We start from the raw sequence: 23,467 nt of genomic DNA on the forward strand, positions 1-23,467 counted from the left end.
GAGCAGGTCCGGGCCGGGCGTCCGGCGTGTTCGTACTGGCAGGGGCGGCAGGAGTCGAACCTGCGACCTACGGTTTTGGAGACCGTTGCTCTGGCCGGCTGAGCTACACCCCTTCGGCGAGACCAACCATGACACGGGGCGACCCGTAGATCCAACGAATTCCGCAGGCTGTCCGCTGCATGAGACGGCAGGCTGCCAACGCGCCCCCGGCCGGGGCCGGCCGGCCGTCGCCTCCCTGCGGAACCAGCCGGAAATTACCTCGCCGTATGTAGTGACTTACCACGCACCCGACAGTAGAACTTGTTCTCACTCCATCGAGAGTGAGGAACGTCACATGAGTGACAAATCCCTGAACAGCAAGGTCCCCAGAGGCGTATCACGCCGCGGTTTCATCGCAGGAACCGGTTCCATTCTTGGAGCCATGGCCCTGGCCGTCAACCCCACCCCCGCACAGGCGGATCACGCCACCGCCCCCTCCGCACCCATCGACACCGGGGCCCATGTCCCGGCCCTCGTCATCGGCACCGGCTACGGCGGCTCCGTCGCCGCACTGCGCCTGGCCCAGGCGGGAGTCGACGTCCACATGATCGAGATGGGCATGGCCTGGGACACCCCCGGACCGGACGGCAAGATCTTCTGCAACACCCTCAGCCCCGATCAGCGTTCGTACTGGCTCCGCACCCGGACGAAGGCACCGCTCAACTACTTCCTCGGGTTCCCCATCGACCGCGACATCCCCAAGTACACGGGCATCCTGGACGCCGAGGAGATGGGCGGGATCATCGTCTACCAGGGCCGCGGGGTCGGCGGCGGCTCCCTCGTCAACGGCGGTATGGCCGTCACCCCCAAGCGGGAGAACTTCGGCGCCGTGCTCCCGTCCGTGAACGCGGACGAGATGTACGACGTCTACTACCCGCGCGCCAACGCCGGACTCGGCGTCGGCCTCATCGACCCGGACTGGTTCAACACGGTCGACTGCTACCAGTTCGCCCGGGTCGGCCGCAAGCACGCCCAGCGCTCCGCTTTCCCCTTCGTCTTCGTGCCCGACGTCTACGACTGGGACTACATGAAGCAGGAGTCGGCCGGCACGGCCACCAAGTCGGCGCTGGACGGAGAGATCCTGTACGGCAACAACCACGGCAAGAAGTCGCTGCAGAAGACGTACCTCGCCGCCGCCAGGGCGACCGGCAAGGTCTCCATCTCGCCCCTGCACAAGGTCACCACGGTCTCCCCCACGATCGGAGGCGGCTACACCGTCGTCATCGAACAGCTCAACACCACCGGCGACACGATCGCCACCAAGACCGTCACCGCCGACCGGGTGTTCTTCGCGGCGGGCAGTGTCGGTACGAGCAAGCTGCTGGTCAAGTTGAAGGCCACCGGCGCACTCCCCAATCTCAACAACGAGGTCGGGAAGGGCTGGGGTGACAACGGCAACGTCATGTGCGGCCGGGCGAACCACCTCTGGGACCCCACCGGCAAGCTCCAGGCGACGATCCCCTGCGGCGGCATCGACAACTGGGCGGCGGGCGGGGCGTTCGCCGAAGTGGCACCGCTGCCGACGGGCATCGAGACGTACGCCTCCTTCTACCTGTCGATCACCAAGAACCCCAGCCGCGCCGAGTTCAGCTGGAACGCCGCGACGGGCAAGGCCGAGCTGAACTGGCAGACGGCCTGGAAGCAGCCGGCCATCGACATGGCGAAGACCATCTTCGACAAGATCAACTCGAAGGAGGGGACGATCTACCGGAGCGACCTCTTCGGCACCAACAAGATCTGGGGCGACCACCTCACCTACCACCCGCTCGGCGGCGCGGTGCTGAACAAGGCCACCGACAACTACGGGCGGCTGCACGGCCACCCCGGCCTGTACGTGATCGACGGGGCGCTGATCCCCGGCAACACCAGCGTCAATCCGTTCGTCACCATCACGGCGCTCGCCGAACGCAACATCGAGAAGATCATCACCACCGACCTGTAACGGTGCGGACCCGAACCGGGGCCGGCCGGCTCCCCCGCGAAGCGGGCCCGGCCGGCCCCGGACCGCGTCAGCCGCCCGGCAGCACGCAGACGCTGTCGAGACCCAGAACATGGTTGAGGCGGCCGAAGGCGAGCCAGGAGCCGATGCTCATGCTCAGTTCCACGATCTCCACCTGGCTGTAGTGTGCCGTCATCCGCTCCCAGAACTCCTCGTCCAGCCCGTGGTGGTCCAGGGCGTAGCGCTCCGCGTACTCGGCGGCCAGCCGCGTGCGGTGGTCGAAGGCGTCGGTGGTGCGCCATTCGGTGACGGCGTCGGCGAACTCCTCCTCGACCTTCTCGCCGTCCCGGTCGGTGCGCCAGTCGAGGCAGAAGACACACCCGTTGATCTGCGCGATCCGCAGCCGGGCCGCCTCGAACTCGCGCAGGCCGAGGGTGGTGTGGGCGTAGACGGACAGGGAGAAGTTGGCGGCGGCCGTCCCGATGCCGGGGACCAGGTCGCCCCAGACGTACTCGATGGGATGCTGACCTTCCGGAACGTCGATTCTCATGGCTGCTTCCTTCCGAGTTTTCCGACTGCCGGCCGCAGCGGGACGTCGAGCGCGTCGTACATTCCGGGTGGCGCGTCCACGAGCCAGTCGATCGCCCCGACCAGCCGGCCGACGGCGGTGGCGTTGCCACCGGCGGAACGGTTCTCTCCCTCGTCGCCGGCCTCGATGGTCACCTCGATGCGCGGGCGGCCCTCGATGATCACCCGGTGTGCGCCGGCCCCGTCGGGCGGCTGGGGCCAGTCGGGCGCGCAGGAGGGGTGGATGCGGGTGACGTGTTCGATGACGAGGCGGGCCGTGCCCTCGACGATGCCCTGGACCTCGAACCGGATCGCGCCCTGGGTGCCGGCCCCGAACTCGCCCATCGTGCAGGTGGTCACCGTCGTGTCGAGCGCACGCCGGGCGGACGTCTCGCGGATCTCGTCGAGTTCGGCGCCCAGGGCCCGGGCCATCATCCGTATCTGCCCGCCCCAGACCATGGTCGGGACCGACGGCATGAGCATCATCGGCTCGAAGTCCATGGGCTGTCCCATGCCGACCAGGTAGCGGACGGACTCGGGCTGGTCGTACGTCGAGTAGTCGAAGATCTCCTGGCAGCGGATCACGTCCACGGTGCTGCCGAGTCCGCTGATCAGCAGCGGCAGGACGTCGTTGCCCCAGCCGGGGTCGACGCCGGAGGCGAACAGCGAGCCCCCGCCGGCCGCGATGGCCGCCAGCACCGGATCGCGGAACTCCGGCGGTGCGTTGCGGTGGTCGTAGAGGGGGTAGAGGGCGGGGCTGACGACGACGGCCCCGGCCGCGATGGCCCGGGTGATGTCGGTGAGGGCGTCGTCGGGGCGGGTGTCGCCGGAGGCCGCGTACACGACGGCGGCCGGCCGGGCGGCCAGCACCGCCCCGATGTCGTCGCTCGCCGCGACGCCCAGCCGGTGTGCCAGTCCGGCGAGTTCGCCCGCGTCGCGGCCGGCCTTGGCGGGGTCGTGGACGATGACTGCCGTGAGTTCGAGCGCCGGATGGGCGTCGACGGCGCGGATCGCCGCGCGGCCGACGTTGCCGGTGCCCCAGACCACCGTGGGAATCATGCGCGGAGGGTAGCGAGGGGCCGTGGAGGTGCCCAGTGCCATGAAGCAGGTTTTTCCACCGCGCCCCGGCCGGGCCCGCGTGCTCGCGCTGCCGGCCTGGCGCGGCGGGCTCCACGCCCCCTGCGGACGGCATGCACACCCATGGGGACCGCGCCGCCGCCGAGCGCGGCGTGCGGGTGCCGGCGCCCCGGTTCCGGCGGACCCGACCGGTGGCGGAATAGGGGCCCTTCCGGCTCGCCGACTGGAACCGGAGCCCTGACGGGCATGTGGGAGGGTCCCCTCCGTGATCAACGAAACGATCGGCGCGGCGGCCGCCGGGACCTGGCGGCTCGGTGACCTCACCGTCAACCGGATGGGCTTCGGCGCCGTGCGCCTGACGCACCTGGCCGACGGATCGCCCAGCGACCGCGACCGGGTGACGGGCCTGCTGCGCCGTGCCGTCGGCCGCGGCGTGAACCACGTCGACACCGCGGCGTTCTACTTCTCCCCCTTGGGCTCGGCCAACGAGCTGAGCAACCGCGCCCTCGCCCCGTACGGCGGCGAGCTCGTCATCACCACCAAGGTCGGGCCCGCCCGGGACCCTTCCGGCAATTGGTGGTGGGCCGAGCCGGGACGGCTGCGCGGGCAGGTCGGGGAGAACCTGCGCCAGCCCGGGCGCGACCACCTCGACGTGGTCAACCTCCGCGTGCAGCGCCGCGAGGGCGCCGGCTCGATCGCCGAATTCCGCGCGCTCGCCGAGCTGCGCACCGCCGGGCTGATCCGGCACCTCGGCGTGTCCAACCTCCGCCCCGACCGCCTCGCCGAGGCGAGGGCGATCGCACCGGTCGTCTGCGTGCAGAACCAGTACGGGATCGGTGCCCCGCCGAGGACCACGCGTTCCTCGACGCGTGTGGCCGGCTGGGGGTGGCGTTCGTACCGTTCTTCGCCATCGCGGGGGCGGGCAAGGAGGCCGGGGTGGTCGACGCCGAGGACGCGCGGGTCGTCGAGACCGCCGACCGGCACCGGGTGTCCGCGGCCCAGCTGCGACTGGCCTTGACCCTGAACGGCGGTCCGCACGTGCCGGCCATTCCGGGCACGGGGAACCCGGACCACCTGGACGAGAAGGTCGCCGCCGGGGCGGTGCGCCTGTAGCCGCAGGAAATGGCACACCTCGAGGCGGCGCGCTAGGACGAAAGGGGCGGGCGGGCCAGAGCTGCCAGGGCCGCCGTCTCGGTGAACGCCGGGACGCGGCCGGTGCCGCCGCGGCCGGATACGGAGAGCGAGGCGGCGGCCGTGCCGTACGCCACCGCCCGTGCGAGGGGGTCGCCCAGGGCGAGCCGGGCGGTGGTGGTGCCGGTGAAGCAGTCGCCGGCGCCCGTCGCGTCGACCGGATCGGGGTTGACGGGAACCGGGTGGTACGCGACGTGCACCCCGTCGTGCAGCAGCAGCCGGCCCGGGCCCGCGGTGACGGCGACCGCGCGGGCGCCGAGCGCCCGGTAGCGGTCGGCCGCGAGCCGCGGGTCGTCGGTGCCGACCAGGGCCAGGGCGTCGCCGGGGCAGGAGGTCTTGAGCAGGCCCGTCATGGGTGCGACGCGCGCCAGCAGATCCCGGGCCTCCTCCCGGCAGGTGAGCCGGGAGCGGAAGTTGGGGTCGTACGAGAGGTGTCCGCCGGCCGCCTGCACGGTTTCGGCGGCGGCGAACACGGCCTCGCCTGCGCCGGGTGACAGGGCGCCGGTGATCCCGCTGGTGATGAGGGCCGTGGAGGCGGTCAGCAACTCCCGCCAGGATGCGATGTGGCGGGGCGAGAGCGTGGAGCCGGCGCTGCCGGTGCGCCAGTAGACGAACGCGCGGTCGCCGTCGGTGTCGGCGCAGAGCAGGTAGGCGCCGTTGGGGCGCGGGGAGCGGCGTACGTGGGAGACGTCGATGCCCAGTCGGGCGGCCCGGTCCAGCAGGGGCGCGCTCAGCTCGTCGTCTCCGACGACGGCGAGGAGGGCGGTACGGGCCCCGGCGGCGGCGGCCGCGGCGGCCGCGTTGAGGGCGTCGCCGGAGTAGGAGATCCGGGCGGCGGTGCCGTCGGCGGCCGCGTGCAGTGCGGTGGCGGCATGGATCTCGACCAGGACTTCGCCGAGGACGAGGACGTCGTAGGCGGCGTCGGGGCGCCCGCGCGGGGCGGGTGCGGCCATGTCAGCGCTCCTCACCGGTGTGCTCACAGCAGCACGGCCCCGCCAGTTCGGCGAAGACGGCGGCCAGTGCGCCCGGGTCGGCGGGCAGCCCGTTGCCGATGCCCACCGCGGCGGCTCCGGCGGCGAGCCACTCCCGTATCTCCGCGGGCCGGATCCCGCCGGTCGGGACGAGGAGGGCCTGCGGGAGCACGGCCCTGAGGGAGCGGATGAAGCCGGGGCCGCCCACGTGGGCCGGGAACACCTTCGCCGCGCCCCCGGAGCGTACGGCGGCGGCGACCTCGCCCGGGGTGAAGGCGCCTTCAAGGAACACCGCCCCGCGTTCCGCGGCGACCGCGCGGACCTCGGCGGCCGGATACGGGGACACCAGGAAGCCGGCGCCCGCGTCGAGGGCCCGCCGGGCCTGTGCGGCAGTGGTGACGGTACCGACGCCGATCAGGGCGGCCCTGCCGTACGCGTCGGTGAGCGCAGCGGTGCGGGCGACCGCTTCGGCCCAGCCGGGGGTGGAGGTGGTGAGTTCCACGGCCCGGCAGCCCGCGGCGAGGAGGGCGGCGGTCCGGCGGACGGCCTGGCCTGCGTCGGCGTCCCGCAGGACCGGTAACAGCCGTTGGGCGGCGAGCACCGTGAAGGGATGACAGGACAAGCGGACCCCCACCCGTTCTGCGGACCCCGACCCGGCCCCGCGCACCGGCACTTCACTGGTCCAGACCTTACCCACGCCGGGAGCCGCACTGTCAATGGCAGAGGTGGGGCGGGACCCCCGAGGTCGCGGACGATCCGACTTCCGGATAAGAGTTACCGGATAAGTGTTATCCGGGCGCCTCTCGACGGTCTCCCAGTCATCGGGCATCATCGACCGCCGGTACGGACAGGGAAACTTCACATGAGTACACAGCACACGGCAGCTCTGGTGGCAGCGGCCCGCGCGGGCGATCCCCGCGCGCAGGACGAGCTCGTCAGCGCCTGCCTGCCGCTCGTCTACAACATCGTCGGACGGGCCCTGAACGGGTCCTGCGACGTGGACGACGTGGTGCAGGACACCATGCTGCGGGCGCTCGACGGGCTGTCCGGGCTGCGCGCCGACGAGAGCTTCCGGTCCTGGCTGGCGGCGATCACGATGAACCGGATACGGGCGCACTGGCAGGACCGCAGCACCGGCCCGACCGGTCTGGAGGCGGCCGCGGACGTGGCCGACCCGGGCGCCGACTTCGCGGACCTCACGGTCGTCCGGCTCAACCTGGCCGGCCAGCGCCGCGAGACGGCCCGCGCCACGCGCTGGCTGGAGCCGGACGACCGGGCGCTGCTGTCGCTGTGGTGGCTGGAGTGCGCCGGGGAGCTGACCCGGGCCGAGGTCGCGCTGGCCCTGGATCTTTCGCCGCAGCACACGGCGGTCCGGGTCCAGCGGATGAAGGCCCAGCTGGAAGCGGCGCGGGTGGTGGAGCGGGCGCTGGAGGCGCAGCCTCCGTGCGAGGCGCTGCGGACGGTGGCGGCGAGCTGGGACGGGCAGCCGTCGGCGCTGTGGCGCAAGCGAATAGCCCGGCACGCCCGCGAGTGCGTGCGGTGCTCGGGGCTGTGGAGCGGGCTGGTCCCGGCCGAGGGGCTGCTGGCCGGCTTGGCGCTGGTTCCGGTCGGCGCGGCACTGCTGGCGGCCGTACGGTCGGCCGCCGCGGGCGGCGCCGGTCTCGCCCCGGCGGGCGCGGCGTTCGCGGCCCCCGGCACCACCGGCTCCGTGCCCGGCGCCGGCAGCGACGCGGCCTTCTCGGACGCCGCGACCCACCTCGCGCCCGTGGCGGCGGACGCCGGCCGGGCCGCCCGCCGCCGATCGGGCGACGCGGGCAAGGAGGGCGCCGACCCGTCGGGCGGCCGCGGGGGCCAGCGCAGGCGGCGCCGGCACCGCCGCCGGGTCGTCGCCGGCGCGGTGATCGCCGCCTGCGTCGCGGGCGGTGGTCTGGCCTACCTCGGCACCCTGCCCGGCTCGGGCTCCGCCGAGGCGGAGGGCTCGGTGCCCGCCTCCCCGCTGGCCGCGCTGTCGGCCACCGGCGCGGGTTCCGCGTCCCCCTCGACCGCCGGCTCCGCATCGCCGTCGGGATCCGCGTCGGCGTCCCCCTCGGCCTCCGCTGCACCCTCCGCTCCGGCGAGTTCGAGCCCCGCCCCGACGCCGTCGCGGACCAAGAGCAGCGCACCCGCGACGCGTGCGGCGGCGCCCGCTCCGGCGCCGGCCGCGCCGAGCGGGACCGCCGCCCAGGTCATCGCCCTGGTCAACAAGGAGCGGGCGGCCGCCGGATGCGGCCCGCTCAAGGAGGACGCACAGCTGCGCAACGCCGCCCAGGGGCATTCGGACGACATGGCGCAGCGGGACTACTTCTCGCACACCGACCCCGACGGCGCCGACCCGGGTACGCGGACGACGGCCGCCGGGTACCGCTGGTCGACGTACGGGGAGAACATCGCGAAGGGGCAGCAGACGCCCGAGTCGGTGATGGACTCGTGGATGAACAGCCCTGGCCACCGCGCGAACATCCTCAACTGCTCCTTCAAGGACATAGGCGTGGGCGTGCACCAGGGCCCGGGCGGCCCTTGGTGGACGCAGAACTTCGGCGCCCGGATGTGACGCCGGCGCGGCCGCGGCCGCGACCCCGCCGCCCGCATCCCCCTGCTGACTCAAAATCCGGGCAAGATGGAAGCTGGAACCGAAGAAGCAGACCACAGTGGGCGGGACGAGGACATTGGCGAGGAAAGAACTCCGTCCGCACCAGCGTGAGGCCGTCGACGCGGTCGTGCGCGCCCTGGACCTGCCCGCTACCGGCCGGGTACCCGAACGGGGCCTGCGCACCCAGGTGATCATGGCCACCGGTTCGGGCAAGTCCCTCGTCGCCGTGCGCTCCGCCGAGGAACTGCGGGCGGGCCGGGTGCTCGTGCTGGTGCCGTCGCTCGACCTGCTCGCGCAGACGACGGCGGCCTGGCGGGAGGGCGGCCGGACCGGGCGGGCGCTGGCCGTGTGCTCGCTGCGGCCCGAGGACGCGGGGGTGCCCACCACCACCGACGCGCGGGAACTGGCGCGCTGGGGTGCCGCGCCGGTGGAGCGGCTGACCGTGTACGCCACGTACGCGTCGCTCGGCCTGGGCACCATCGAGGGCGCGCACCGGGCTGGGCTGCCGGGCTGGGACCTGATCGTCGTCGACGAGGCGCACCGCACGTCCGGGCGAGTCGGCAAGCCGTGGGCGGTGGTGCACGACAACGCCCGGATCCCGTCGGTCCGGCGGCTGTACATGACGGCCACCCCCCGGGTGTGGCGGGACGGCGAACCGCCCGAGGAGCCGCTGCCCGGGTCCTCGGGCAGCCGGGCGGACTCAGGACGCGCCGACCGGGGCCCGGGCGGTCTGGTCGCCTCGATGGAGGACGACCCGGACGGGCCGTTCGGGGCGCGCTGCCACACCCTGTCGCTGTCGGAGGCCATCGACCGGGGGATCTGCGCACCGTACCGGGTGGTGTGCGTGGACGTGTCCGATCCCGGGTTCCAGTCCGCGGTGCTGCTCGGTCCCGAAGGGCGTTCGGACGCGGTGCGCGGGGCCCGGCTCGCGGCGCTCCAGGCGGCGCTGGTGAAGGCGGCCGCGGACCAGGGGTTCCGGCGGACCCTGGTCTTCCACCACCTGACCAAGGAGGCGGAGGCCTTCGCGGCCGGGCTCCCTGCGGTCGCGGCCCGGCTGCGGGAGGCGAGCCGGACCCCGCTGCCGGTGTACCCGCGCACGGTCTGGGCGGACTGGCTGTGCGGGCAGCACCCGGCCCCGCACCGGCGGCGGGTCCTGGACGCCTTCGCCGGGGGCCGGATCGCCGACAAGGCGTTCCTCGGCAGCGTCCGGGTGCTGGGCGAGGGCGTCGACACCAAGGAGTGCGACTCCGTCTTCTGGGCCGACGTACGGGGTTCCATGCCCGACCTGGTCCAGGCGGTGGGCCGGGCGCTGCGGATCCGGCCGGGCGAGGGCAAGGTGGCCTCGCTGGTGGTGCCGGTGCTGCTGGGTCCGGGCGAGACACCGGAGACGATGCTGACCTCCCGGGCGTACGGTGACCTGGCGCGGCTCCTGGAGGCGCTGCGGGCCCACGACAGCCGGCTCGTCGAGGCCCTCGCCCAGCCGCAGGCGCCGGGCGGCAGGACCGGCTCGCAGGCGCACCGGCCGGGCGCCGAAGCCCTGTTGAGCTTCTCCACCCCCCGGGACCCGGCGCTGCTGGCGGCGTTCATCCGGCTGCGGGTGCTGAACCCGGAGCACGAGCGGTGGCGGCACGGGGTGGCGGCCGCCCGGACGTACGCGGCCGCTTTCGGGGACCTGAAGGTGCCGTTCGCGTACAAGGTGCCGGCGGGGGACCCCCGGTGGGCCGCCGGGCTGGCCCGGTTCCCGCTGGGGCAGTGGATCGCGGACGTACGGCGGACCTACCGGCGCGGCGCCCTGGGCCGGGAGCGGACCTCGCAGCTGGACGGGATCGGCATGGTGTGGAGCCGCTTCGACGTGGCCTTCGAGGAGGGCCTGGCCGCGGCCCGCGCCTGGGCGTCGGAGCACGGGCACCTGCTGCCGCCCGTCGACGCCACCTGGCACGGCGTGCCGGTCGGGGTGTGGGTCAAGAACAACCGGGCCGCGGCCCGCCGGGAGGGCCCGGGGGCGCTGTCGCAGGAGCGGCGGGAGGCGCTGGAGGAGATCGACGCGTCCTGGTGCCCTGCCTGGGACGTCTCCTGGCAGCGGGCCTTCCACCTGACGCGGGTGCACCTCGACGCGGGCGGGCGGCTGCCGCTGGGGCCGGGTGAGGTGCTCGCGCAGGGCGAGGACCTCGGCCGGTGGGTACGCGGTCAGCGGTTGTCGTGGGACCGGCTGTCCTGGGCGCAGCGCTGGCTGCTGGAGCACGCCCTGGGGCTGACGCCGGCGAGCGAGGCGGAGCGGCCCCGGCCACGGCGCAGCCACGCCGCCGCGTGGGCCGCGCACCTGGCGGCCGCCCGGCAGTTCCACGCCCGCGAGCGGCACTTGCGGGTGCCGCGCACGCACGTGGAGCGGGTGGACGGGCGCGAGTTCCGGCTGGGGTCCTGGATCGCCAACCAGCGGGCCCGGGCCGCCTCCCTCGGCCCGGAGCGGGTGGCGGACCTGACGGCGCTGGACATGGTGTGGCCGGCGTCCTCGTCCTGACCCCGCTGGCCGCCGGACGGCCCGCGCGTCCTCCTCGTCCGAACGCGGCGGCACCCCCGCGGCCGCGCCTCTCCTGTCACGCGCGGCCCGTGGGGGGGCGCCGGTTCAGTGGTGGAACCCCGAGCGGGACTCCGTGGCGGGAGCGGGGCGCGGCCCGCCCTTCAGCTGTTCCACGGACCGCCCCATGTCCGCGACCAGCAGGGCGATCTGGTCGCGGGTCACCCCGTGCCGGATCAGGACGCGCTGGATGACGGTCTCGCCGCGGTCGGCCGGCAGCGGGTACGAGGGAACCTGCCAGCCGCGTGCGCGCAGCCGGTCGGAGAGGTCGTAGAGGCTGAACCCGGCGCCCTCGGGGTCGGTGAGCGTGTAGGAGACGGCGGGCAGCGCGCCCTGGCCGTCGTAGAGCAGGGTGAAGGGCCCGAGCGCGTCGATCTCCCGGGCCAGGTACCGGGCGGTGTCGGCGCAGGCCTGGTGGACGCGCCGGTACCCGCCCCGGCCCAGGCGCAGGAAGAGGTAGTACTGGGCGATGACCTCGCCGCCGGGGCGGGAGAAGTTGAGGGCGAAGGTCGGCATGTCACCGCCCAGGTAGTCCACGTCGAAGACGAGGTCGGCGGGGAGGAGGTCCGCGGTGCGCCACACGATCCAGCCGACGCCGAGGGGCGCCAGCCCGTACTTGTGTCCCGAGGCGTTGATGGAGGCCACGCGCGGCAGGGAGAAGTCCCATACGACCTCCGGGTGGAGGAAGGGCGCGACGAAACCGCCGCTGGCGCCGTCCACGTGGATCGGCACGTCCCAGCCCCGCTCCGCCTGGATGCGGTCGAGTTCGGCGGAGATCTCGGCGACGGGCTCGTAGACGCAGGTGTAGGTGACGCCGAGGATGGCGACGACGCCGATGGTGTTCTCGTCCACGTACTCGGCCAGCTGGTGGGGGCGCAGCCCGGTGGCGCCGGGCTCCAGGGGGACCTGGCGCAGTTCCACGTCGAAGTAGCGGGCGAACTTCTCCCAGCAGACCTGTACCGGGCCGCAGACGAGGTTGGGCCGGTCGGCGGGCAGTCCCTCGGCGCGCCGCCGGTTGCGCCAGCGCCATTTGAGGGCGAGGCCGCCGAGCATGGCGGCCTCGCTGGAGCCGGTGGTGGAGCAGCCGGTGGCGGCGCCCCCGGTGGGTGCGTTCCACAGGTCGGCGAGGATGCCGACGCAGCGGGACTCGATCTCGGCCGTCTGCGGGTACTCGTCCTTGTCGATCATGTTCTTGTCGAGGCACTCGTTCATCAGACGGTGCACGCCGTCGTCGGACCAGGTGGTGCAGAACGTCGCCAGGTTCTGGGCGGCGTTGCCGTCGAGGAGGAGTTCGTTGCGCAGCAGTTCGTAGACCACCTCGGTGGGCGAGTGGTCGTCGGGCATCCGGCGCTTGGGGAGCACCTGGCCGCTGAGGGCGGACGCGAACACGTCCGTTTCGGCGTCGTCGGCGTGCGCGTCCTTCATCTCGTGAAGAGCCATGTCCGGACTATAAGCGACAGAACCGTGCGATCCCGACTGAACGGACATCGCCTCTTCCGGCCGAGTCGCCGATGTGATCCCGTTCATGCCGGCGCAACAAAGCCGCAATAATTACCGGCGAGTAGGCTTTTCGGCGCAGTTCTTCCCGCCAGGGCCCCTGCCGTCGGCCGGGACGAAAAGATCACCCACTTCGTTCTATGCGCAACTTGTCGGCCGATGTCCGGATACCGGTCAACTGCCCCGGTCGTACTGGTAGTTCTTCGGCCATGAACAAGATCACCCGCCGGCAGGCCTTAGGCACCACCGCCGGCGCACTCACCGTCCTCGGCCTGGCGGCCGCCACCGCGTACGCCGCCGGAACCGATTCCCGCGCCGCGATATCCGCCGGCCTCGTCGACGAGGTCTACCAGGGCCGCCGCATCGAGATCACCCCGGCGACCGGGGGCGCGCACCACGGCGGCCACCACTCGGCCGGCCTGCCCGGCGTCCGGATAGACGGCCGCGAACTGCACGTGATGCAGAACGCGGACGGCACCTGGATCAGCGTCGTCAACCACTACGAGACGTTCACCGACCCGCTCACGCTCGCCCGCGCCGCGGTGCGCGAACTCCAGGGCGCCGCCCTCGTCCCGATGGGCGGCATGTGATGACCGTCCGCAAGAACCAGGCCGCGCTCACCGCCGAGGAGAAGCGCGCCTTCACCAACGCACTGCTCGAACTCAAGCGCACCGGCCGCTACGACCGCTTCGTCACCACCCACAACGGGTTCATCATGGGAGACACCGATTCGGGCGACCGGGTCGGCCACCGCTCCCCCTCCTTCCTCCCCTGGCACCGCCGGTTCCTGCTCGAATTCGAGGCGGCCCTGCAAGCCGTGGACAAAAGCGTTTCGCTCCCTTACTGGGACTGGACCACGGACCGCACGCCCCGCGCCTCCCTCTGGGCCGCCGACTTCCTCGGCGGCACCGGACGGGCCCGGGACGGACAGGTCCTGGACGGACCCTTCGCGTACGCGGCGGGAAAGTGGGAGGTGAACGTGCGGGTGGACGGACGCGCGTACCTGCGGCGGGCCCTCGGTGAGGGTGTCGCCCAGCTGCCGACCAAGGCCGAGGTGGAGGCCGTCCTCGCCATGCCGGTCTACGACGCCGCCCCCTGGAACAGCTCCTCGAACGGCTTCCGCAACAACCTGGAGGGCTGGCGCGGCGCCAACCTGCACAACCGGGTGCACGTGTGGGTCGGCGGCCAGATGGCCACCGGGGTGTCCCCCAACGACCCGGTGTTCTGGCTGCACCACGCCTACATCGACAAGCTGTGGGCCGAATGGCAGGCCCGCCACCCACAGTCCCCGTACCTGCCGGCCGCCGGCACGCCGAACGTGGTCGACCTGAACGACACCATGCGGCCCTGGAACGACGTGACCCCGGCCGACATGCTCGACCACCGGAAGTTCTACGCCTTCGACGCCGAACCGGCCGCCGCCAGCCAGCGGTAGTGCAGTTCGGGCCGGCCGACCTGACCGTACCGGGGGGTGCGGTCCGCACGGCCGGTGTCCACCAGGTGTTCCAGGTAGCGGCGGGCGGTGATCCGCGAGATCCCGGCCGCCCCGGCCGCCCCCGCCGCGGTCAGCCCGTCCGGGGCCGACCGCAGCAGCGCCGCGACCCGGTCCAGGGTCGGGGCGCTCAGGCCTTTGGGGAGTTCGGCCGGGCCGGGGGCGCGCAGCGCGGCGAGTGCCCGGTCGACGTCGCCCTGGCCGGCCGCCTCGCCCGCCGTCGCGCGGAAGGCGGCGTAGCGCAGCAGCCGTTCGCGCAGGGTGGGGAAGGCGAAGGGTTTCAGCACGTACTGGACCACGCCCAGCGAGACGCTCTCGCGGACGACGGCCAGGTCCCGCGCGGAGGTCACCACGATCACGTCGACGGGGTGCCCGGCGGCCCGCAGCCCGCGCGCGAAGCGCAGCCCGTGGCCGTCGGGCAGGGCGAGGTCGAGCAGCAGCAGGTCGACGGGGGTCCGTTCCAGGACCCGGGTGGCCTCGGCCAGCGAGTGGGCCACGCCGACGGCGGCGAAACCGGGCACCCGGCCCACGTACAGCGCGTGCGCGTCGGCCGCCACCGGGTCGTCCTCGACGATGAGCACCCGTACGTCTCCGTCGGCGCTCACGGCCGGCCCCGCTCGGCGCCCAGCGGCAGCGTCACGGTGAAGACCGCTCCGCCCTCCGGCCCCCGCGCGGCCCCCGCCGTGCCGCCGTGGCGGTGTGCGACCTGGCGGACCAGGGCGAGGCCGAGCCCGCGCCCCTCGCCCTTGCCGGACCAGCCGCGCCGGAAGACGTCCGCCCCTGACCCCTCCGGCAGGCCGGGGCCGTTGTCGGCGACGCGGATCAGCAGCTCCCGGCCGTCGGAGCGGACGGTGACCACGACCCGCCCGCCCGGGACCCCGGTGAGGGCGTCGACGGCGTTGTCGAGGAGGTTCCCGAGCACCGTGACGAGGTCCCGCGCGGGCGGGGTGCCGGGGCCGCCGTCGACGCCGCTGCTGTCGGGGGTGACCACCAGCTCGACGCCGCGCTCGTGGGCCTGCGCGGCCTTCCCGAGCAGCAGCGCCACCAGCACCGGCTCCCCGACGGCGGTGACCACCTGGTCGGTGAGGGCCTGCGCCAGTTCCAGTTCGGCGGTGGCGAATTCCACCGCCTCGTCCACCCGGCCGAGCCCGATCAGGGAGACCACCGTGTGGAGCCGGTTGGCCGCCTCGTGGGCCTGGGAGCGCAGTGCCTGGGTGAATCCCCGTTCATGGTCCAACTCCCCTGTCAGGGACTGGAGTTCGGTGTGATCACGCAAGGTGACCACGGTACCGCGGCGGCCGCCGCCCGCCACGGGGGAACTGTTGACCACGAGCAGCCGGTCGGCGGTCAGGTGGACCTCGTCCACCCGGGGCCGGTCGGCGAGCAGCGCTCCGGTGAGCGGCGCGGGCAGCCCGAGGTCGGCCGCGCCGGTTCCCCGCACCTCCCCGGACAGGCCCAGCAGTTCGCGCCCGGCGTCGTTGATCAGGGTGATCCTGCGCCGGCCGTCCAGCATCAGCAGCCCCTCGCGGACGCCGTGCAGGGCCGCCTGGTGGTAGTCGTACATCCGGCTGAGCTCGGCGGCGTTCATGCCGTGCGTGTGCCGGCGCAGCCGGGCGTTGACGACGTACGTCCCGACGCCGCCGAGGGCGAGGGCTCCGGCCGCGACCCAGGCGAGCGCCGTGAGCTGCTCGGCGAGGCGGGCGCTGATCGCCCGGACGGTGATGCCGGCGCTGACCATGCCGATGACCCGGCCGTCGTCCAGCAGCGGGGTGACCACCCTGATGGACGGGCCGAGGGTGCCGGTGTAGGTCTCGCTGAAGGTCTCGCCGCGCAGGGCGGGGGCGGTGTTGCCGAGGAAGGGTTCACCGATCCGCCGCGGGTCGGGGTGGGTCCAGCGCCGCCCGTCCGGCGCCATGATCGTCACGAAGTCCACCCCCGAGTCGGCCCGGACCCGCTGGGCGTAGGGCTGGAGCACGGCCGACGGGTTGCTCCCGCGCTCCCCGCCCCGTACCGCCTCCCGGACGGACGGCGCGTCCGCGACGGCCCTGGCCACGGCCCCGGCCTGGCGCCGGGCGGCCTCCTCGGCCTGTCCGCGCGCGCTCGCGTAGGCGAAGACCGCGCAGCCCGCGACGACGACGGCGACCAGCAGCACCTGCATGGCGAAGAGCTGCCCGGCGAGGCTGCGGGGCGGTCGGGGGAGGCGGAACATGCCGTTCAGTGTGCACCCGGCCGTGAACTCAATGAACGCAACGGTGACCGGGGTCACACGGTGGGCGATGGTCTCCCGGAACGCATTCACCACCAGGAGGCATCGTGGCCGCCAGGCGCGACAGGACCCACTATCTCTACATCGCGGTGATCGCCGCGGTGCTGCTCGGCATCGCCGTCGGCTTCGCCGCGCCCGGCGTGGCCGTCGAACTCAAGCCGCTGGGCACCGGCTTCGTGAACCTCATCAAGATGATGATCTCGCCCGTGATCTTCTGCACGATCGTGCTGGGCATCGGCTCGGTGCGCAAGGCCGCGAAGGTGGGCGCGGTCGGCGGTCTGGCCCTCGGATACTTCATGGTGATGTCCACGGTGGCGCTGGCCATCGGGCTGCTGGTGGGGAACCTGCTGGAGCCGGGCAGCGGTCTGCACCTGACCGAGGCGGCGCGGCACGCCGGTGAGGCGCAGGCCAAGGCGGGCGGGGCACAGAGCACGCCGGAGTTCCTGCTGGGGATCGTCCCGACGACGCTGGTCTCCGCCTTCACCGGGGGCCAGGTGCTGCAGACCCTGCTGGTGGCGCTGCTCTGCGGGTTCGCGCTGCAGGCGATGGGGACGGCGGGCGAGCCGCTGCTGCGCGGGGTCGGGCACCTGCAGAAGCTGGTGTTCCGGGTACTCGGGATGATCATGTGGGCGGCGCCCGTGGGTGCCTTCGGGGCGATCGCCGCGGTGGTCGGGGCGACGGGCGTCGACGCACTGAAGTCCCTGGCCGTCATCATGATCGGCTTCTACGTCACCTGTCTGCTGTTCGTCTTCGTGGTGCTCGGGACGCTGCTGCGGCTGTGTACGGGGATCAGCGTGTTCGCCCTGCTGCGCTACCTCGGCCGGGAGTTCCTGCTGATCCTGTCCACGTCCTCGTCGGAGTCGGCGCTGCCGCGGCTGATCGCGAAGATGGAACACGTCGGCGTCTCGCGCCCGGTGGTGGGCATCACGGTGCCGACGGGCTACTCCTTCAACCTGGACGGGACCGCGATCTACCTGACGATGTCCTCCCTGTATGTCGCCGAGGCGATGGACAAACCCCTCGCGCTGGGCGAGCAGATCTCGCTGCTGCTGTTCATGATCGTGGCCTCGAAGGGCGCGGCCGGTGTGACCGGCGCGGGCCTCGCCACGCTGGCCGGCGGCCTCCAGTCCCACCGGCCGGAACTGGTCGACGGAGTGGGCCTGATCGTGGGCATCGACCGCTTCATGAGCGAGGCGCGGGCGATGACGAACTTCGCGGGCAACGCGATCGCGACGGTCCTCATCGGGACGTGGACCAAGGAGTTCGACCGGGCCCGCGCCGCCGAAGTCCTTTCCGGGCGGCTCCCGTTCGACGAGAGCGCGCCGACCGAGGACGGGCACGCTCCGCTGCCGGGCGAACCCCCGGCGCCCGTCCCCGTCCAGAGCGGGGCCGGCAAGGACGGCATGGCGGCCTGAATCCGGGACCGGCCGGGCGGGGTTCGCCCCCACGGTGCCCGGCCCGGCCGGCTCCCCCATCTGCGGAAACCGTCGGTTTTCAGCCATACCCCTCGTAACGGCCCGGCACTGAAAGGTACTTCCGCACAGGGGCACGTGTCTGACATCTTGCGTCCACCACTCGTTTCGTACGGCCCGGCCGGTGCCACCAGCACTGCCGGGCCGTCTCCGGAGGACGCATTGATACCCCACATATCCAGCCGACCTCGACGCACGCTGGTGCTGGCGGCCGCCCTCGGCGCCGCCCTCGCGTTCGGCGCCCCCGGTGCCCTCGCGGGCACGCTCCCCGTCGGCCCCTCCACCGCGCCGGCCGCCAAGGCCCACGCTCCGGCCGCCGCGCCGGCTTCCCAGAGTGCGACCTGGGTTGCCGGCACGCGCGCCTACCTCGTGATCACCGCCCCCGGTGACAGCTCGGCGGTCCGCTCGGCCGTCGCGGCCAACGGCGGCACCGTCTTCTCGAACTTCGACGCCATCGGCGTGATCGTCGCCCACTCGGCGTCCGGTGGCTTCGCCGCCGCGATGCGCGGCGTCGCCGGCGTGCAGCAGGTCGGCGCCACCCGCACCTCGGACGTCCCGGCGGGCGCCTACAACCCGGCGCTGCCCGCGAACCCGGCCCAGGCCTCGACCCCGGCCGGAGAGCCGGTCCGGGCCGACATGAGCCAGATCAAGGCCGACCAGGCCTGGGCCGTCAACCCGGGCTCCGCTTCGGTCAAGGTCGGCATCCTGGACACCGGCGTGGACGACCAGCACCAGGACCTGGCGCCCAACTTCAACGCGGCCGACTCGGTCTCCTGCGCCTACGGCAAGCCCGACACCCGTACGGGCGCCTGGCGCGACGTGGACACCCACGGCACCCACGTGGCGGGCACCATCGCCGCGGCCAAGAACGGCAAGGGCGTCGTGGGCGTGGCCCCCGGTGTGAAGATCTCCGCGGTCCGGGTCGCCGAGCCGGGCAACTCGTTCTTCTTCGCCGAGAACACCATCTGCGGCTTCGTGTGGGCCGGTGACCACGGCTTCAAGGTCACCAACAACAGCTACTACACGGACCCGTGGCAGTTCAACTGCCCGGACAACATCGACCAGGCCGCGATCATCGAGGGCGTCAAGCGCGCCCAGGAGTACGCCGAGGGCAAGGGTTCGCTCCAGGTCGCCGCGGCGGGCAACGAGGACTACGACCTCGCCCACAAGACGACCGACTCCGCGAGCCCGAACGACTCGACGCCGGTCACCCGCACCATCACCAACGCCTGCCTCGACATCCCGACCGAGCTGCCGGGCGTGGTCACGGTCGCGGCCAACGGCACCGGCGTCACCAAGGCCTCGTTCTCCAACTACGGCCAGGGCGTCATCGACGTCGCGGCGCCGGGCAGCAACGTGTACTCCACGGTCCCGGGCGGCGGCTACGGCACCAAGAGCGGCACCTCGATGGCCACCCCGCACGTGGTCGGCGTGGCGGCGCTGATCGCCAGCGCCAACCCGGGCATCACCCCGGCGCAGATCCGCGCCAAGCTGGCCGCCCAGGCCAACGACACCGCCTGCCCGTCGGACAGCCGCTGCACGGGCACCACGGCCAACAACTCGTTCTTCGGCGAGGGACAGGTCGACGCCCTCAAGGCGGTCGGGACCACCCCGCCGCCCGGCAAGTACTTCGAGAACCTCACGGACTTCGCCGTCACCGACAACGCGACCGTGGAGAGCCCGATCACCGTCTCCGGCGTGACCGGCAACGCCCCGGCCACCCTCAAGGTGGGCGTGGACATCAAGCACACCTACATCGGTGACCTGAAGGTCGACCTGGTGGCCCCGGACGGCACCGTCTACACCCTGCACAACCACACCGGCGGCAGCGCCGACAACATCGCCCAGACCTACACCGTGAACGCCTCCTCGGAGGTCGCGAACGGCACCTGGAAGCTGCGCGTCAACGACAACGCCGCCTCCGACACGGGCAAGATCGACGCCTGGAACCTGACCTTCTAGGTCTCCCCGGGCCCGCGGGCTCCGGGGTGCGCACCGCCGCACCCCGGAGCCCGTAGCGTCATCTCGTCCGCAGGACGCAGTCCCCGCAGAGGCCGCCGCCGGGGACCCGGTAGTAGAGGCAGCAGCTGCGGCGGACGAACGCCACCCCGAGGCCCTCCTCGTGGATGAAGGTCCCGGTCCCGCCGAGCGGGCCGCCGTCGGCGAGCAGTGCCTCGGCCAGCCGTACCGCGGCGCCTCCCGGCACCCGGTCCATCAGTACGCGAAGGGCCCCGACCAGCGCCGAAGCGGAGTTCCCGCGCAGCACCCGGGGCGACACCGCGAACCGCTCGCGGAGCCGTGCGTCGAGTACGCCGAGGTGACCGGGCACGATCTGCCCGAGGAAGCCGGCGGGCCGTACGCCGTGCTCCGGCTGCGGCAGCCACAGCTCCGGCGAGCCCGCCCCGGGCAGCCGCCACCACACGCGGTCCGGGCCCAGGTCCGGCACCCGCCCCGAGAGCGCCGCGCACCCGAGCCCGAGCGACCACAGCCGTGCGGCGATGCCGAACTGCGCGGTCGAGGCGGCGACCCGGCCCGGCCCGCTGCCGAGCCGCCGTCCGATCTCGGCGACGTAGGGCCCGAGCGGGTCCCCGTACAGCTCGCCCAGCGGACGGAAGCCCGGCCCGGGCGGCTCCTCGCCGTACGGCACCCGGAAGAACGGCCCGACGGCGGCCAGCCGCTTCAGTACGTCTTCCATCCCGGTCCGCTCCATCCGGCGATGATCTCAGGCGGCCGCCGTACGACGGACTTCACCCCGGTACGACGGCCCCGCGGGGCTCGCTCCCCCGGTGAACCGCCCCGGCCCGGCGCACCGCGGGGCCCATGGCGTACGACGCTCCCAGCAGTACGGCGCCGAGCAGCAGCCAGCCGGGTATCCCCCACAGCAGGAGCAGCGAGGTCAGCAGCAGCGGTCCCAGGGTGCGGGCGAGGGGCACGCCCGTGCCGAAGAAGCCCTGGTACTGGCCCATGCGCTCGGCGGGGGCCAGGGAGAAGCCGATCTGCCAGGACCCGGCGGACTGGCGCATCTCGGCATCGGCCTGGAGCACGGCGCCCGCCACGAGCAGCACGGCCGCCGCCCACCCGGCCCCCGGCAGCGCGGAGAGGGCGAACACCGCGCACGAGGCGGCCATCACGAGCCCGGAGCGGCGTACGGCCCGGCCCGCGCTGTCCAGCCCGGTGACCGGGCGGGCCACGCGCACCTGGAACAGCATCACGGCCGCGGTGTTGAGCACGAACAGCGCCGACACCAGCCAGCCGGGGGCGCTGGTGCGCTCGACGATCCACAGCGGAATCGCCAGGCTCAGCAGCGGCATCCGCAGCAGCAGTACCGCGTTCAGCAGGGTGACCAGCGCGTACGGCCGGTCGCGGAGCACCGCCAGCCGGGGTTCGCCCGCCGCCCGAACCGGTACGGGTGCCACCGCGGGCAGTCGGAGCAGGAACGCGGCGCACAGCAGGAAACTCGCCGCGTCCAGCGTGAACACGGCGAGGTAGGCCCGCTCGGTGCCGGCGCCCAGCGCGAGCCCGCCCAGGGCGGCGCCGACGGCGAGCCCGCCGTTGAGGACGGCCTGGAGGCGGGCCAGCACCCCGGTCCGCTCGCCGGGCGCGACCACTCCGGCGAGCAGCGCCTGCCGGGCGGCGGCGAGCCCGCACTGGGCGGTGGCGTAGCAGACCACCGCGAGCAGGAACGCCCAGAAGGACCGGACGACCAGGAAGGACGCGACCGACGAGGCGGTGGCCAGGGCGAGGAGCACCGAGGTGCCGCGCGGACCCCGCCGGTCGGCGAGCGCCCCGAGCGGCACCCCGGCCACGGAACCGACGGCCCAGGCCACGGCGAGTCCGGCGCCGATCTGGGTGGGCGAGAGGCCCACGACCCGGGTGAAGTAGAGCGCCGAGCACACGTAGTAGGCGCCGTCTCCGACGGAATTGCTCAGCTGCGCGGCGGCCAGTCGGCGCGGCGCTCCGGGCGGGGGCAGGAAGCGTGGGGTCACCTGGTCATTGGACCAGCCCACTGACCCGTCCCCGTGGGCCAGTCGCGCACCGTTTCAGCGGGCCACTCGCCGCCCGTCCCGGTCGTCCGCGAGGAAGTCCAGCAACGCCCGGTTGAAGGCCTCCGGGCGCTCCACACCGGGCAGGTGCCCGGCGCGTTCGATCACGGCGAGCCGGGAGTGCGGAACGAGGGCGTGCAGGGCCTCGGCGTCCGCCACGGGGGTGTAGACGTCGTCCGCGCCGACCAGCACGAGGCACGGCACGGAGGCGGGCAGTGCGGCGAGCGCGGGACGGTAGTCGGGCCGCTCGGCCCGGCCGCGCAGGGCGGCGGCCGCGCCCTCGGGGTCGGTGGCGCACATCATCGCCGTCACGGCGGCCGCCGTCTCGGGCATCCCGGTGACGTTGTAGGGCGCCAGCATCTTGTCGATGACCTCTTCGGCGTACGGCTTCATGCCCTCGGTGCGGAGCCGTTCGGCGAGCTCGCGGCGGAACGTCTTGCCGTCCTCCGTCTCCGGAACCGGGGAGGTGTCGGAGAGGACCAGGCCCCGCACCCGACCCGGGTGGCGCAACCAGAGTTCCATCGCGATCTGACCGCCCATGCTCACCCCGCCGACGACCGCCTGTTCGATGTCCAGGTGGTCGAGGAGGGCGACCAGGTCGTCCGCGAACGCGGCGAACGGCGTGGTGCCCGGGCGAGCCGGGTTCTCCCCGTATCCCCGCAGGTCAGGCGTGATGGCGCGGTAGTCGGCGGCAGCCAGGGCGGTGGCCTGGGGAATCCACATCGTGCGGTTGAAGGGGTGTCCGTGGACCAGGAGGACGGCCTCCGCGTCCCGGGGACCGAAGTCGTCGAAAAACATCGCCGCGGCATTGCCATTTTGGGGGTTCATGAGAGCACATTAAGGGGCTACATTGAGCCACTCGCGTTCACCTGACAGCCCGTTGCCTTTCACCCGCGTTTTGCGCGGGGGGTGACGTCAGGAGCGCAGACTGTGCAACCACCCCACCGCCCAGAAGGACCGAAGGCTCCGTGCCCGTACCCGTACTCCTCGCCGGCCGCTCCGTGCGGCTGGAGCCCCTCGCCCCCCACCACACCGAGGCCCTGGCCGTGGCCGGTGCCGAGGATCGTACGACTTACGCCTTCACTCCCGTGCCGCACGGGTTGCAGGCGTCCCACGAGTACATCGACCGCGCGCTCGCCGATCAGGCGGCCGGTCGATCCCTCCCGTTCGCGGTGGTCAGAGCCACCGACGGGCGGGTCGTCGGTTCGACCCGGTTCCTGGAACTCGATTACTGGCAGGGGCCGCTCGTGTGGCCGGCCGTGCCGGGGGTCCCGTTCGGCGATCCGGCGACGGCGGTCCCCGACGCCGCCGAGATCGGGAACACCTGGCTGTCCCCGCAGGCCCAGGGCACCGGCATCAACACCGAGGCGAAGCTGCTCATGCTCCGCCACGCCTTCGAGACCTGGGGCGTGCGCCGCGTCTCACTGCGCGCGGATGCCCGCAACGGCCGCTCGCGGGCCGCGATGGACCGTCTCGGCTTCACCTGTGAAGGGGTGCGCCGGGCCCATTCGCGGGGGCTGGACGGCGCGGTGCGCAGTACGGCCTTCTACTCGGTCCTCGACGAGGAGTGGCCGACGGTCCGCTCGATCATCGAGCTCCGGCTGGCGCCCGCCGCGCCGCGCAGGCGGCGGCGCAAGACGCTGGTCCCGGCGTAACGGTCCTGCATTCGGCGTAACGGTCCTTCTCCGGCGGCCCTCGCCCCGTCCCCT

At 73.2% G+C, this 23,467-nt stretch carries 18 protein-coding genes, 1 tRNA gene and 1 pseudogene; 9 read left to right on the top strand and 11 right to left on the bottom strand.

The window, feature by feature from the left end:
• Window positions 1-36: 36 nt before the first annotated feature.
• Window positions 37-113: transfer RNA gene (locus ACWGH1_RS25910), tRNA-Trp, on the bottom strand.
• A gap of 308 nt (window positions 114-421) precedes the next feature.
• Here ACWGH1_RS25910 and ACWGH1_RS25915 point away from each other — a divergent pair.
• Entirely contained in the window at window positions 422-1,981 is a 1,560-nt protein-coding gene (locus ACWGH1_RS25915) for a GMC oxidoreductase (protein WP_453409037.1), read from the top strand.
• A 67-nt stretch (window positions 1,982-2,048) separates the two neighbouring features.
• Here ACWGH1_RS25915 and ACWGH1_RS25920 read toward each other — a convergent pair whose 3' ends face one another.
• Both ACWGH1_RS25920 and ACWGH1_RS25925 read right to left on the bottom strand, forming a co-directional pair.
• Window positions 2,049-2,528: a carboxymuconolactone decarboxylase family protein gene (locus tag ACWGH1_RS25920; protein ID WP_453409038.1), complete on the bottom strand. Its 480-nt coding sequence runs from the start codon at window positions 2,526-2,528 to the stop codon at window positions 2,049-2,051.
• Window positions 2,525-3,604 carry an NAD(P)H-dependent amine dehydrogenase family protein gene (locus ACWGH1_RS25925; protein ID WP_453357611.1) on the bottom strand — a complete coding sequence of 360 codons (1,080 nt, stop codon included), beginning with the start codon at window positions 3,602-3,604 and terminating at the stop codon, window positions 2,525-2,527. Before ACWGH1_RS25925 ends, ACWGH1_RS25920 begins: the two co-directional genes overlap by 4 nt.
• Before the next feature lie 283 nt (window positions 3,605-3,887).
• Here ACWGH1_RS25925 and ACWGH1_RS25930 point away from each other — a divergent pair.
• Window positions 3,888-4,735: pseudogene (locus ACWGH1_RS25930) on the top strand (aldo/keto reductase).
• A gap of 32 nt (window positions 4,736-4,767) precedes the next feature.
• Here ACWGH1_RS25930 and ACWGH1_RS25935 read toward each other — a convergent pair.
• Both ACWGH1_RS25935 and ACWGH1_RS25940 read right to left on the bottom strand, forming a co-directional pair.
• Entirely contained in the window at window positions 4,768-5,766 is a 999-nt protein-coding gene (locus tag ACWGH1_RS25935; protein ID WP_453356747.1) for a PfkB family carbohydrate kinase, read from the bottom strand.
• A gap of 1 nt (window position 5,767) precedes the next feature.
• Window positions 5,768-6,406, bottom strand: coding sequence for a bifunctional 4-hydroxy-2-oxoglutarate aldolase/2-dehydro-3-deoxy-phosphogluconate aldolase (locus tag ACWGH1_RS25940; protein ID WP_453356748.1), 639 nt, complete (start codon window positions 6,404-6,406; stop codon window positions 5,768-5,770).
• Window positions 6,407-6,646: 240 nt separating this feature from the next.
• Here ACWGH1_RS25940 and ACWGH1_RS25945 point away from each other — a divergent pair, with 240 nt between their 5' ends.
• Both ACWGH1_RS25945 and ACWGH1_RS25950 read left to right on the top strand, forming a co-directional pair.
• The gene (locus tag ACWGH1_RS25945; protein WP_453409039.1) at window positions 6,647-8,374 is read left to right on the top strand and encodes a sigma-70 family RNA polymerase sigma factor; all 1,728 of its coding nucleotides are present in this window, start codon (window positions 6,647-6,649) and stop codon (window positions 8,372-8,374) included.
• Between the two features lie 115 nt (window positions 8,375-8,489).
• Complete coding sequence (locus ACWGH1_RS25950) at window positions 8,490-10,931, top strand: Helicase associated domain protein (RefSeq protein ID WP_453356404.1); 2,442 nt, start codon at window positions 8,490-8,492, stop codon at window positions 10,929-10,931.
• Between the two features lie 105 nt (window positions 10,932-11,036).
• On the opposite strand, the gene ACWGH1_RS25955 is transcribed toward ACWGH1_RS25950, so the two are convergent.
• Window positions 11,037-12,428, bottom strand: coding sequence for a glutamate decarboxylase (locus tag ACWGH1_RS25955; RefSeq protein ID WP_453409040.1), 1,392 nt, complete (start codon window positions 12,426-12,428; stop codon window positions 11,037-11,039).
• Window positions 12,429-12,694: 266 nt separating this feature from the next.
• On the opposite strand from ACWGH1_RS25955, the gene melC1 reads away from it, so the two are divergent.
• A complete protein-coding gene (gene melC1 / locus ACWGH1_RS25960; protein ID WP_453355530.1) occupies window positions 12,695-13,075 on the top strand; it encodes an apotyrosinase chaperone MelC1 in 381 nt (126 codons plus the stop codon).
• The gene (melC2, locus tag ACWGH1_RS25965) at window positions 13,075-13,920 is read left to right on the top strand and encodes a tyrosinase MelC2 (RefSeq protein WP_453355531.1); all 846 of its coding nucleotides are present in this window, start codon (window positions 13,075-13,077) and stop codon (window positions 13,918-13,920) included. The genes melC1 and melC2 overlap by 1 nt, the downstream gene beginning before the upstream one ends.
• Here the strand turns inward: melC2 and ACWGH1_RS25970 are convergent.
• The gene (locus ACWGH1_RS25970; RefSeq protein WP_453355532.1) at window positions 13,878-14,582 is read right to left on the bottom strand and encodes a response regulator; all 705 of its coding nucleotides are present in this window, start codon (window positions 14,580-14,582) and stop codon (window positions 13,878-13,880) included. The genes melC2 and ACWGH1_RS25970 overlap by 43 nt on opposite strands.
• Complete coding sequence (locus tag ACWGH1_RS25975; protein WP_453355533.1) at window positions 14,579-16,186, bottom strand: sensor histidine kinase; 1,608 nt, start codon at window positions 16,184-16,186, stop codon at window positions 14,579-14,581. The genes ACWGH1_RS25970 and ACWGH1_RS25975 overlap by 4 nt, the downstream gene beginning before the upstream one ends.
• A gap of 104 nt (window positions 16,187-16,290) precedes the next feature.
• Between ACWGH1_RS25975 and ACWGH1_RS25980 the strand changes: the two genes are divergently transcribed.
• Window positions 16,291-17,658, top strand: coding sequence for a cation:dicarboxylate symporter family transporter (locus ACWGH1_RS25980; RefSeq protein ID WP_453409041.1), 1,368 nt, complete (start codon window positions 16,291-16,293; stop codon window positions 17,656-17,658).
• Window positions 17,659-17,916: 258 nt separating this feature from the next.
• The gene (locus ACWGH1_RS25985; RefSeq protein ID WP_453409055.1) at window positions 17,917-19,677 is read left to right on the top strand and encodes a S8 family peptidase; all 1,761 of its coding nucleotides are present in this window, start codon (window positions 17,917-17,919) and stop codon (window positions 19,675-19,677) included.
• Between the two features lie 58 nt (window positions 19,678-19,735).
• Here the strand turns inward: ACWGH1_RS25985 and ACWGH1_RS25990 are convergent, their stop codons facing one another.
• From ACWGH1_RS25990 to ACWGH1_RS26000, 3 genes are read right to left on the bottom strand one after another with little or no spacing between them, the layout of a single operon-like run.
• On the bottom strand, window positions 19,736-20,410 hold the full coding sequence (locus ACWGH1_RS25990) for a (2Fe-2S)-binding protein (protein ID WP_453355450.1): 675 nt from the start codon (window positions 20,408-20,410) through the stop codon (window positions 19,736-19,738).
• A gap of 52 nt (window positions 20,411-20,462) precedes the next feature.
• Window positions 20,463-21,701: an MFS transporter gene (locus ACWGH1_RS25995; RefSeq protein WP_453355451.1), complete on the bottom strand. Its 1,239-nt coding sequence runs from the start codon at window positions 21,699-21,701 to the stop codon at window positions 20,463-20,465.
• A gap of 54 nt (window positions 21,702-21,755) precedes the next feature.
• Complete coding sequence (locus ACWGH1_RS26000; RefSeq protein WP_453355452.1) at window positions 21,756-22,586, bottom strand: alpha/beta fold hydrolase; 831 nt, start codon at window positions 22,584-22,586, stop codon at window positions 21,756-21,758.
• 140 nt (window positions 22,587-22,726) lie between these two features.
• On the opposite strand from ACWGH1_RS26000, the gene ACWGH1_RS26005 reads away from it, so the two are divergent.
• Entirely contained in the window at window positions 22,727-23,413 is a 687-nt protein-coding gene (locus ACWGH1_RS26005; protein WP_453355453.1) for a GNAT family N-acetyltransferase, read from the top strand.
• Window positions 23,414-23,467: the final 54 nt, after the last annotated feature.

This window comes from Streptomyces sp. NPDC054883, assembly GCF_053610645.1.